Here is a 10,947-nt window from a genome sequence, read left to right on the forward strand (position 1 = left end):
GCACACGCGCTCCCCGAACCGCCCCCTCCGCGCTGGAATGGCACCACCCGGCGCGGCCCGCAGGAGGACCCCCGATGAGCATCCACCCCCCGGAGACCCCCCGGACGACCGCACCCGCCGTCGACGAGGACATGCGGCTCCACTTCGAGGTACAGCGCCTGTACGCCGTCGAGGCACAAGTGCTCGACCAGCACCGCTACGCCGACTGGCTGGAGCTGTTCACCGACGACCTGCACTACTGGGCGCCGGTACGCACCAACCGCCTGCGGCGCCAGCAGGCCCTGGCCGACGGCTCGCCCGGTGAGGTCGCCATCTTCGACGAGACCAAGGCGAGCCTGGCCTGGCGCATCCGCCGGTTCGACTCGGGCATGGCCTGGGCCGAGGATCCGCCGTCGCGGACCCGGCATCTGATCACCAACATCCTGGTCTGGCCGGCCGACGAGCCCGGCGAGTACGTCGCCGAGTCGTCATTCCTCTGCTACCGCAACCGCCTGGAACGTGAGGTCGACATCTACGCCGGCGGCCGCACCGACCAGCTGCGCCGCGACCCGGACGACGGACGGCTGCTGATCGCGCGCCGCACCATCCTGCTCGACCAGAACGTCCTGCTCGCCAAGAACATCAGCACCTTCCTGTAAGCCCTTGTGAACCGGAGCCCGCTCGTGACCACTGAACAGACCACAGAGGTGAAGCTCGTCGAGCACACCGTGCAGACCACGCTCGGCACCGTCGCGGTCAGCGAGGCCGGCGAGGGCCCGGTGTTGGTGATGCTGCACGGCGGCGGCCCCGGCGCGAGCGCGGTGGCCAACTACCGCCACAACCTCCCCGCGCTCACCGAGCACTTCCGCGTGCTCCTGCCCGACCAGCCCGGCTTCGGCGGCAGTTACCGCCCCACCGAGGCCGACCTCGACGCCCGCAGCATCACCGAGATCACCGTCGACGCCCTGCTGCAGACCCTGGACGCCCTCGGCATCGACCGCTTCCACCTGCTCGGCAACAGCCTCGGTGGGGCCGCCGCCATCGCCACCGCACTCGAAGTCCCCTACCGAGTCGAGAAGTTGGTTCTGATGGCGCCGGGAGGAGGCTGGCTGCCCTTCGGACCGACCCCGACCGAGGGCCAGAAGGCCATGTTCCGCTACTACAACGGCGAGGGCCCCACCCTGAAGAAGATGCGGGACTTCATCGGCGTGATGACCGCCGAGCCCAAGCGTTGGGCCGACACCGCGCAGGCCCGCTACGAGGCGTCCCTCGACGAGTCCCACATCGCCTTCTACCACGCCTACAACGCCGCTTTCGCCAAGCGGCACGGCATGGACCCGCTGTGGCAGCGCGTTCACAAGATCAAGGCGCCCACCCTCCTCCTGTGGGGCCGCGACGACCGCACCATCACCCTCGACGGCGCCCAGCTCATGCTCAAGCAGATCCGCGACGTCCAGCTGCACGTCTTCGGCGGCTGCGGCCACTGGGTCCAGCTGGAGCGGCAGGCCGAGTTCGAGCGCCTGGTCACCGACTTCCTCGGGGAGCACTGAATCATGGGTTGGCTGGAGGGCGAAATCGCCCTGATCACCGGCGGGGGCTCCGGCATCGGCCGCGCCGTCGCCCTGCGCTACCTCGCCGAAGGCGCGAGCGTCGCCGTCCTCGGCCGTGGGGCCGAGCAGTTGGAGGAGGTCGTCGCCGCGGCGGGCGACCTCTCCGACCGGGTGCTGCCCCTCACCGGCGACGTACGCTCCCCGGACGATCTGCACCGGGCGGTGGACGCGACCGTCAAGAGGTTCGGCAAGCTGGACATCCTCGTCCCCAACGCCGGGATCTGGGACTACCACCGCAGCGTCACCAAGCTCGACGGCAAGGAGCTGTCCGAGGCGTTCGACGAGGTCTTCGGCATCAACGTCAAGGGCTACGTCCTCGCTGTCGAGGCGGCCTGGCGGGAACTCGTCGCCACGCGCGGCAGCATCGTGATGACGCTGTCCAACGCCTCCTTCCACACCGACGGTGGCGGCCCCCTGTACACCGCCAGCAAGCACGCCTGCCTCGGCCTGCTCCGGCAGTTCGCCTACGAGCTGGCGCCGCGCGTCCGCGTCAACGGCGTCGCCGTCGGCGGGATGCGCACCAAGCTGCGCGGCCCACAGACCCTGGGCCTGCAGAACCGCACGCTCGAAGCCTCCTTCGCCAAGAACGAGGCGTCCGGACAGGCACAGCAACCGCTCATCCCGCTGTACGACTCCAGCGTCGAGCCGGAGGACTTCACCGGCCCGTACGTCCTGCTCGCCTCCCGCGCCAACAGCGGCACCGTCACCGGCGCCGTGATCCCCGCCGACGGCGGCATCGCCGTCCGCGGATTCCGTTCCCCGGCCGGTGGCGCCGGCCTCTGAACCGTCTCCCCGTCTCCCCTTTCACTTCCGCACGACAGCCATCGAAGGAGCCGCCGCATGGCCGCCGTCGACATCAGCCCCGCCGCGGCACTGCACCGCAGAGCCCAGTACCCCACCGCCTGCGCACTCGTCTACGAGGGCCACGAGATCTCTGCCGCCCAACTCAGCCGCAGGACGGACGAGTTGGCTGCCGGGCTGGCCGTACGTGGACTGCGGCGCGGCGACCGGGTCGCCTACCTCGGCCTCAACAGCGTGACCTTCTTCGAGACGCTGCTGGCCGCGGCCCACCTCGGGGCGGTCTTCGTGCCGGTCAACTTCCGGCTCGCGGCCGAGGAGGTGCGCCACATCCTCAGCGACAGCGGTGCGCACACCCTGGTCGTCGAGGAGGGCCATCGCGCACTCGTCGAGTCGGTGATGAGCGACATACCCGCCCGCATCCACGTGCTGGTCGACACGGATCCGCGGTGCCCCGCGGCGACGGCACCCGCCGCCGTCTGGACACCGCTCTCGGAGCTGCTCGGAGCCGACCGACGTGGCACGGAGCCGGTGGCGCTGTACGACGACGACCTGGCGGCGCTCATGTACACCTCCGGCACGACCGGCCGACCCAAGGGCGTCATGCTCACCCACGGCAACCTCTGGTGGAACGCGGTCAACGTCGAAAGTGTCGTGGACACCCGCCCGGACGACGTGAACCTCGCCGTCGCCCCGCTCTTCCACATCGGCGGCCTCAACGCCCTCACCCTGCGCACCCTCGTGCGCGGCGGCACCGTCGTCGTGCGCCGCGGCTTCGACCCCGCCCAGTGCCTGGAGGACCTCGTCCAGCACCGCGTGACGACCCTGTTCGCGGTCCCCGCGATGTACAGCGCCCTGACCCGCATGCCCGGCTTCGCCGCGGCCGACCTCTCCGCCCTGCGATCCGCGATCGTCGCGGGCGCCCCCGTCCCGCCCCAGCTGATCAGGGACTACGAAGAACGTGGCATCCTGCTCCAGCAGGCGTGGGGGCTGACCGAGACCGCGCCCTTCGCCTGCTACCTCCCGGCCGGGCTCACGGCGCAGAAGGCCGGATCGACCGGCGTACCCATGCCGTACACGGAGATCCGCATCGTCGACCCGGTCACCGGGGCCGGTGTGCAGGACGCGGACACGCGCGGGGAGATCTGCGTGCGCGGCCCGAACGTCACGCCCGGCTACTGGAACAACCCCGAGGCCACCCGTGCCGCCTTCGACGACGCGGGCTGGTTCCACAGCGGCGACATCGCGCATCGGGACAAGGACGGCTTCTACCACATCGTCGACCGCCTCAAGGACATGATCATCAGCGGCGGGGAGAACGTGTACCCGGCCGAGGTCGAGCGCGTTCTCGCCGCGTACCCGGGTGTCCTGGAGGCGGCCGTCATCGGCGTCCCGCATCCGAAGTGGGGCGAGACCGTGCTCGCCGTGCTGACCTGCGAGCCCGGGACCACGCCCACACTGGAGGAGGTGCGCGCCTTCACCGGCCGGCACCTGGCCCGCTACAAGCTGCCCACCCAGGTGCTGATCGCCGAACAGCTGCCCCGCAACGGCAGCGGCAAGCTGGTCAAGTCCGCACTGCGGAGCTGGGTCGAGACCCAGCGGCCCGCCGAGACACCGTGAGCCGGCCATGAGCATCCACACCGCCGTCGTACCGGCACCGCCCGAACCCGTCCTGGGTAACGACTGGACGCTGCGCCCGCTCGACGAGCCCGCCACGGTGACCCCGCAGACGGCGCGCACGTACGCCGTCACCGAGGCCGAGGGCGGTCCGACGCTGCTCCTGCGCGTCCACCGCGTCGCGCACCACCCGCTGCACAGCTGCTATCCGTACGGCACCCACGACCTTGCCCTGGGCCTGGTCCTCCCCGACCACGGGCCGTCCGGCCGGGCGCTTGCCGCGAAACTGCTGCGTGCCCTCGTCTCCGCACTCTTCCTCGCCGACCCCCGCTGCCGCCGCATCGTCGCCGCACCGGACGAGAGCGACACCGTCACCCAGACCGCCCTTGAGGCGGGCGGACTCCTCCGGGTCACCGAGGCCGACCTGCCCGACGCCAGCGTGGTCCTGTTCGCCGCCGAACCGCCGGACCTCGCCGGCATCTCCACCGCCCTCGACGACATGCCCCACTGACCACCGCCTCACCGCGTGGAGAGGCGGAGAGGAGCAAGCTCGGCCCAGATGGTCTTGCCGGTGCGGGTGTAGCGCGTACCCCACCTTCGGGTGAGCTCGGCGACCATGAACAGGCCGCGGCCGCCCTCGTCGAACACCCGGGCGCGGCGGAGGTGCGGACTGGTGCTGCTGCCGTCGGAGACTTCGCAGATCAGTACCTCGTCCTTGATCAGCCTGAGGCGGATCGGGCCGCTGGCGTACCGGATGGCGTTCGTCACCAGCTCGCTGATGACCAGTTCCGTGACGAACTCGGTTTCCTGCAGACCCCATGCGGCCAACCGGTCGCAGGCGCGGCGGCGGGTCTCGGCGACGACCGCGGGATCGACGGGAACGTCCCAGGAGGCGACGCGGTCCTCGCCGAAGAGACGGGTGCGGACCAGGAGCAGGGCGATGTCGTCGGTGTGCGCTTCGGGGCTCAGGGTGCCCAGGACGGTGTCGCACAGCGCTGCAAGCGAGGACGCGGGCCGGGCCAGAGTGTGGCGCAGGGCGTCGAGTCCCTCGTCGATGTCGCGATCGCCGGCCGAGAGGAGGCCGTCGGTGAACAGGGCGAGCAGACTTCCTTCGGGCACGGTGACCTCGGCCGCCTCGAAGGGCAGGCTGCCCAGCCCCAGAGGCGGGCCGGCGGGCAGGTCGACGACCGTGCCGGTGCCGTCCGGGTGGACCAGAATCGGCGGGGGGTGGCCGGCCCGGGCAAGGGAGCAGATGCCGGAGAGGGGGTCGTAGACCGCGTACAGGCAACCGGCTCCGATGGCGCCGGGGATCTCACCGGTGGCGACGGTGTCGTCCTCGGTGTGGGTGACGATGTCGTCGAGGTGGGTGAGGAGCTCGTCGGGCGGGAGGTCGATGTCGGCGAGGGTGCGCACCGCCGTACGCAGGCGGCCCATGGTGGCTGAGGCGTTGATGCCGTGGCCGACGACATCGCCGACGACCAGGCCGACGCGGGCGCCGGGCAGCGGGATCACGTCGTACCAGTCGCCGCCCGCCTGCGCGCCGCCGCCCGCAGGGAGATAACGGGAAGCCGTCTCCACGGCAGGATGCGTGGTCGGGCCGTGCGGCAGCAGGTTGCGTTGCAGCGCCAGCGAGATGCCGCGTTCGCGCGTGAACCGGCGGGCGTTGTCCAGGCAGACCGCGGCCCGCGCGACCAGGTCTTCGGTGACGGCCAGATCGTCAGGGCCGAACGGCTCGCGAGACGAGCATCTGACGAACATGACTGCTCCGAGGGTGGTGCCACGGGCGCGGATGGGTACCGCGATCAGCGAACGCACTCCGCACGCGCGGGCCTGCGCCGCCTGGACAGGGTCGTCGGCGAACCAGCGGACGACCTGGGCGTCGTCGACGTGGTGCCGTGCCGCCCGGCCGCTGGCCAGACACCGGGCGATCGGCGAAGAAGCCACATGGTCACTGATCTCGTCCGGGGCCGGATGCTCTCCGGGCGTCGCGGACACCGCCCTGTGAGCCGCCCGGCGCAGCGGGACGGGACCGGACAGGACAGGTGCGGGCACATCGCCCTGGAAGACGGGGTCGAGCAGGTCCACGCTGACGAGGTCGGCGAAGCGGGGTACGGCGACCTCGGTGAGCTCGCGTGCGGTGCCCACCACGTCCAGGCCGGTGCCGATGCGGGTGCGGGCCTCGCTCACGAGGGCCAGCCGCTCCCGGGACTCGTACTGCTGGGAGTAGTCGTACGCCGACAGACCCGCCCCCTGCACCTGGCCGGCTTCGTCCGTGAGCGGGAAGATGTCGAGAGCCCAGGCGTGCGCCTTCGGCTCGCCCGGAAGCCTCACGAAGGGCTCGGCGAATTCGGGCTTCCCGGTCCGAAGAACCCGGCGGATCCGCTGCCCGACTTGCTCGTATACGGGGCCCTGAAGGATCTCGGCCACGAACCGGCCGCGGTAGTCGTGCTCGGAGAGGCCCGCCGCCTGCTCCAACACCTTGTTGCCGAACAGTATGCGTCCCTCGCGGTCATAGATCGAAAGGGCGAGGGGCTGCTCCTCGAACATCCATCGCTTGAATGAGCACTCGTCCGGGGAGTCCGTCCTGGGTACGACAATCACCAGGCACCCGCTCGGCCGCTTGTCGGACGGCAGCGGATAGAGGCGCACCTGAGCATCCGACAGCCTGCCGTCCCGGTGCCTCAGCACTGCCCAGTCAGCGGTGAACAGATCGGCCAGAGGCTTGCCGATGACCTCCTCGAGGGCATGGCCCCACAGCGTCTGGGCGCCGCTGCTCCAATGGGTCACCAGGCCGTCCGGGTCCGTGACCGCGATGGCCGCAGCCGTGCCGAGGAAGGCTCCTGTCGACGCCGGAGGGAGTCGGCCGGGCGGCTCGTCGGACGTCATTGTCGTGCCCTAAGTGTCGCCTAAGTTGCCTTGTTGCCGGACTTGCTGACCATGTTCACGATCCCCCTGAGGGTGGCAGGTTTCAAGCCGAGCGGCCACGCGGCAGTCCGTGATCGACGAGCGAGTCGTCCTCGACCCGGACGGCGGCGGTGCGGCCGTCGAGACGGATGGTTGCGAGCTTCACGCGTGACTCTCCTCGGTGTGGGCGCGGAACAGGTTGAGCTTGGAGAGGATCGGAGCATCGCTGAACTGGAACAGGTCCAGCGCTCCGGAGTCGGAGTCCGAGGGCGACGCCTGTGACCGGATCGACAGCCGTGTCCATGGCGGGACGACGAAGAGGTCGCCACGGGTGACGGACCAGGAGAAGTCGCCCACGGTCACCTCTCCCGAGCCTTCGAAGACCTGGTACACGGACGACCCCGTTTCCAGGCGCGGGGTGGTCTCCGCGCCGGTGCGGATGCGGTGGAACTGGGCGCGGATGGTCGGCAAGACGTCCCTGCCGTCGCTGGGAATGGTGTAGCGCACCAGCGCGTGGCCGGGGTCGACGGTGCCGGGGTGGCCGGCGTGCTCCAGCTCCAGCTGGTCGGAGAGGGTGGCGTCGGTGTCCGCCCCGCGATAGGCCGGCCGCGGAGTGCCCTGCCTGCGGCCGAGCTGGGAGACCGGCACCAGCCCCGGATGTCCCCACAGCCGCTCGGAGCGCGACCGGTCCGGCGCCGTGTGCCCCTCCTCGGACAGCTTCTCCCGGCCGAAGTCGAAGAACTGCGCCTCGACGTCGTACTGGAAGGGAATGTCGAGGCCGTCGATACAGGCCATCGGCTGGTCGGCGGAGTTGTGGTGGGCATGCCATTTGAGGCCGGTCGGCGGCAGGAAGTCACCGCGGCGCATCGGCACCGGGTCGCGCTCCATCAGTGTCCACACTCCCTCGCCCTCGACGACGAACCGGAAGGTGTGCTGGGTGTGCCGGTGCTCGGGCGCGTCCTCGCCCGGCATGAGGTACTGGATGGCCGCCCACAGGGTCGGTGTGGCGTACGGCCTGCCGCCAAGGGCCGGATTGGTCAGGGCTATCGCGCGCGGCTCGCCGCCACGGCCGACCGGCACCAGGTCACCGGAGTGGCCGGCCAGGTCCAGGAGCGTTCGCCACTCCCACCGGTGGGGCTCAGCCTTCGAGCGCGGGTGCTCGGGCATCAGGTCCCCGATACGCGTCCACAGGGGGACCAGCAGGGCTTTCTCGAAACTGCGGTAGAGCTCTTCGGGCTCAGGAGTCACCGGCGGCTGGTCCGGCTCCTCGGCGGTCAGTGAGACAGGGGAGGGTGACCGTCTTCTTACGATCGACGTCCTCCCCTGCGGCCTTCTTCTTCTTCTTGATCTTCCGGAGGTGGTAGCTGGCGATGCCGATCATGAAGGCGCCGCCGGTCAGGAAGGCGGAGGAGAGGGTGTGCGCGAACTGGAACACCGCCGTGTCCTGGAAGAGGACCTGCCAGATGCTGTTGAGGTGGGCCACCCCCGTGGTCTTGTCGATGTGGTAACCGACGGGGTGCTGCATCCAGGAGTTGGCCGCGAGGATGAAGTACGCGGACAGGATCGTGCCGGTGGACACCAGCCAGATGCAGGCCAGGTGGATCTTCTTGGGCAGCTTGTCCCAGCCGAAGATCCACAGGCCGATGAAGGTGGACTCGAAGAAGAAGGCGATCAGCGACTCCATCGCGAGCGGAGCGCCGAAGACGTCGCCGACGAACTTTGAGTAGTCCGACCAGTTCATGCCGAACTGGAACTCCTGCACGATGCCCGTGGCGACACCGATCGCGATATTGATCAGGAAGAGCTTCCCCCAGAACTTCGTGGCATGGAAGTACTTCTCTTTACCCGTGCGCACCCAGGCGGTCTCCAGGCCGGCGGTGAGGGCGGCCAGAGATATCGTCAAAGGGACGAAAAGAGAGTGGTAGACGGTCGTGATACCGAACTGCCATCGCGCCAAGGTCTCCGGCGCCAAAGCCAGATCCACTGCATCTTCTCCTTGTATTGCCGTAGTCGCAGCAGAGGGTTGCTCCGTTGATCCCACCGATTTCAGGAGGAACCATCACAGCTTGTGAACGCGATCACATTCACAAGGTGTGATGTCGTACCGGCTGTTTGGGATCGGGGAGGGGGCCCAACTTCCAAGGAGCCACAGGAGGACCTCGGAGGCGCTTGCACCGAGTCCGTCGCAGAGTCGAAGCGGACCTGCCCGGTCGACGGGCAAGTCCGAGGCCCTCGGTGGACGGAGCAGGGCTCCTCACGGAACGCCTCCCCAGCTCGACCTGATCGAGGAGTGGCGTGACACGTCCGGCGCGTGGCTGTCGGTGTGGGGTGTCAAGTTCGGCCTCCGTGGCGGTCCGGAGGCTCATTCGTGAGGGTCGTGGGCGCGCAGCCCGTGCAGGAACATGTCGAGGAACTGCGCGCGGACACCGTACGCACTGACCCCGCGGAGCCGGGCAATGTGCGAGCTGTACCCCGCGATGGAACCGGTGAAGGTCTCGGCGGCCACGGAACGGTCGATGCCGGCGCGCAGTTCACCGCGGAGTTGTGCGTCCCGCAGGACGTCCTCGACGACGGCGAGGGGCTTGTCGATGCAGTCGCGCTGGAATCTCGCGTACAGCTCGGGATGGTCGGGCAGCTCGAAGGAACAGCGGGCGGCGATGAGCCAGCGTGGGCTGTCGAGGGCGTCGGCGATGTCGTCGTAGAGGGCGTTGAGGTCGCCGACGAGACTGCCGGTGCGGGGCGGGACGAGGTCGAGGGCGAGGGTGTTGAGCCCCGCGATGATGAGCTCGTCCCGCTCGGTCCAGCGGCTGTAAAGGGTGCGCTTGGCGACCTTGGCGCGGGCGGCGACGTTGTTGATCCGGAAGCCGGCGACACCATGGTCGGAGAGTTCGTCGACGACGGCGCGGAGGATGCGGTCGTCGGCGGTGGTGTCGCGGGGGCGGCCCGGTTTGGCGGGGCCGGGTTCGGCCGGGACCGGCGACGCGATGGCTGCCATGACTGGCTCTCCCCTCATCCCCGAGACGGCCCACGACTCAGGACCCGTGTCCTATTGTGCGACCGAAACGGTTTCGTATTCACCGTAGCCTAGGTTACCGTATGCGCGTGCGAAATCGTTTCGCTCGAAGCTCGAACGAGGTGCCGCGGATGACAGCGAGAGACCAGGCCACCACGCCACGCACGCGCCGCAGCCGCATCACCCCGGAACGCGAGGAGGAGCTCTTCGCCACCGTCCTCGACCTCCTCCGCGAGGTCGGCTACGAGGCCCTGACCATGGACGGGGTGGCGACCCGCACCCGCTGCAGCAAGGCCACGCTCTATCGCCAATGGTCGGGCAAGCCGGAACTGGTCGCCGAAGCACTGCGCCGGACCAAGGGCAAAGTCGTCGGCGACATCGACACGGGCTCCCTCCGAGGCGACCTGCGCGCGGTGATCGAACAGCTCGACGACGAGCAACTCCACAGAGAAGCCGCCCTGGTCCGCGGCCTGATCCACGCCGTCCACGCCCACCCCGACCTCTTGCGGGCCCTGCAGAACCTGATCGTCGACCCCGACCCCGCCGGCCTCGCGGCGATCCTCCGACGAGCGGTGGCTCGGGGTGAGGTACGAGCGGACTGCCCGGCACTGCAGTACGTGCCTTACGTAGTGATCGGTGCCTTGGTGGCCCGGCCGCTGGTGGCCAACCGGCCACCGGACCGGACGTTCCTGCTCCACTATCTGGACTCGGTGGTCATGCCGTCCCTGACCACCTGACCCTGAGGGGTAAGCAGCAACCTGATACAGCACATCCGCGATCAAGCAGCGGCCGATCCGGACGGCGGGCCATCGTTTCTGAGCAGATCCGCGGCTCGGTAAGCCGTCCTGTCGCGTCGGTCGGAAGGAATCGGTTGGCTCTGCCGCTCCACGTGACGACGAGCTCGTCGCGGGCGCGAGTGGCCAGTCACGAACGGGTGTGTCAATTTAACGGCTGATCTTGGTTGTTGGTGGTCAGTTGTTGCTCGGGGTCAGGCGGCCTTCGAAGGCGATCTGGAACGCGTTGAGG

Annotated in this window: 9 protein-coding genes and 1 pseudogene; 6 read left to right on the forward strand and 4 right to left on the reverse strand. The window is 69.4% G+C overall.

Translation table 11 applies throughout. The annotated features are described in order from the left end of the window. Positions 1-74: 74 nt before the first annotated feature. The 5 genes from ACFY6U_RS40015 to ACFY6U_RS40035 are packed head-to-tail and all read left to right on the forward strand — an operon-like array spanning position 75 to position 4,515. On the forward strand, positions 75-638 hold the full coding sequence (locus tag ACFY6U_RS40015; RefSeq protein WP_390046334.1) for a 3-phenylpropionate/cinnamic acid dioxygenase subunit beta: 564 nt from the start codon (positions 75-77) through the stop codon (positions 636-638). Between the two features lie 24 nt (positions 639-662). After that, on the forward strand, positions 663-1,529 hold the full coding sequence (locus ACFY6U_RS40020; protein WP_390046336.1) for an alpha/beta fold hydrolase: 867 nt from the start codon (positions 663-665) through the stop codon (positions 1,527-1,529). A gap of 3 nt (positions 1,530-1,532) precedes the next feature. Then, complete coding sequence (hcaB, locus tag ACFY6U_RS40025) at positions 1,533-2,372, forward strand: 3-(cis-5,6-dihydroxycyclohexa-1,3-dien-1-yl)propanoate dehydrogenase (protein WP_390046338.1); 840 nt, start codon at positions 1,533-1,535, stop codon at positions 2,370-2,372. A 57-nt stretch (positions 2,373-2,429) separates the two neighbouring features. Further along, positions 2,430-4,007: a long-chain fatty acid--CoA ligase gene (locus ACFY6U_RS40030; protein ID WP_390046340.1), complete on the forward strand. Its 1,578-nt coding sequence runs from the start codon at positions 2,430-2,432 to the stop codon at positions 4,005-4,007. A 7-nt stretch (positions 4,008-4,014) separates the two neighbouring features. Continuing rightward, a complete protein-coding gene (locus ACFY6U_RS40035) occupies positions 4,015-4,515 on the forward strand; it encodes a GNAT family N-acetyltransferase (protein ID WP_390046342.1) in 501 nt (166 codons plus the stop codon). 8 nt (positions 4,516-4,523) lie between these two features. On the opposite strand, the gene ACFY6U_RS40040 is transcribed toward ACFY6U_RS40035, so the two are convergent. From ACFY6U_RS40040 to ACFY6U_RS40055, 4 genes and pseudogenes are all read right to left on the reverse strand, one after another. Continuing rightward, positions 4,524-6,890 (reverse strand): SpoIIE family protein phosphatase, encoded by a 2,367-nt coding sequence (locus tag ACFY6U_RS40040; protein ID WP_390046344.1) that lies wholly within the window; start codon positions 6,888-6,890, stop codon positions 4,524-4,526. A gap of 180 nt (positions 6,891-7,070) precedes the next feature. Beyond that, entirely contained in the window at positions 7,071-8,219 is a 1,149-nt protein-coding gene (locus tag ACFY6U_RS40045; RefSeq protein WP_390046368.1) for a cupin domain-containing protein, read from the reverse strand. A gap of 31 nt (positions 8,220-8,250) precedes the next feature. Further along, positions 8,251-8,892: pseudogene (locus ACFY6U_RS40050) on the reverse strand (cytochrome ubiquinol oxidase subunit I); the annotation flags it as partial. A gap of 378 nt (positions 8,893-9,270) precedes the next feature. Continuing rightward, complete coding sequence (locus tag ACFY6U_RS40055; RefSeq protein WP_390046346.1) at positions 9,271-9,903, reverse strand: TetR-like C-terminal domain-containing protein; 633 nt, start codon at positions 9,901-9,903, stop codon at positions 9,271-9,273. Positions 9,904-10,052: 149 nt separating this feature from the next. On the opposite strand from ACFY6U_RS40055, the gene ACFY6U_RS40060 reads away from it, so the two are divergent. Next, the gene (locus ACFY6U_RS40060; protein ID WP_390046348.1) at positions 10,053-10,658 is read left to right on the forward strand and encodes a TetR/AcrR family transcriptional regulator; all 606 of its coding nucleotides are present in this window, start codon (positions 10,053-10,055) and stop codon (positions 10,656-10,658) included. The last annotated feature ends 289 nt before the right edge of the window (positions 10,659-10,947 follow it).

Origin of the sequence: Streptomyces sp. NPDC013157 (assembly GCF_042899865.1) — a bacterium.
Taxonomy (GTDB): domain Bacteria; phylum Actinomycetota; class Actinomycetes; order Streptomycetales; family Streptomycetaceae; genus Streptomyces.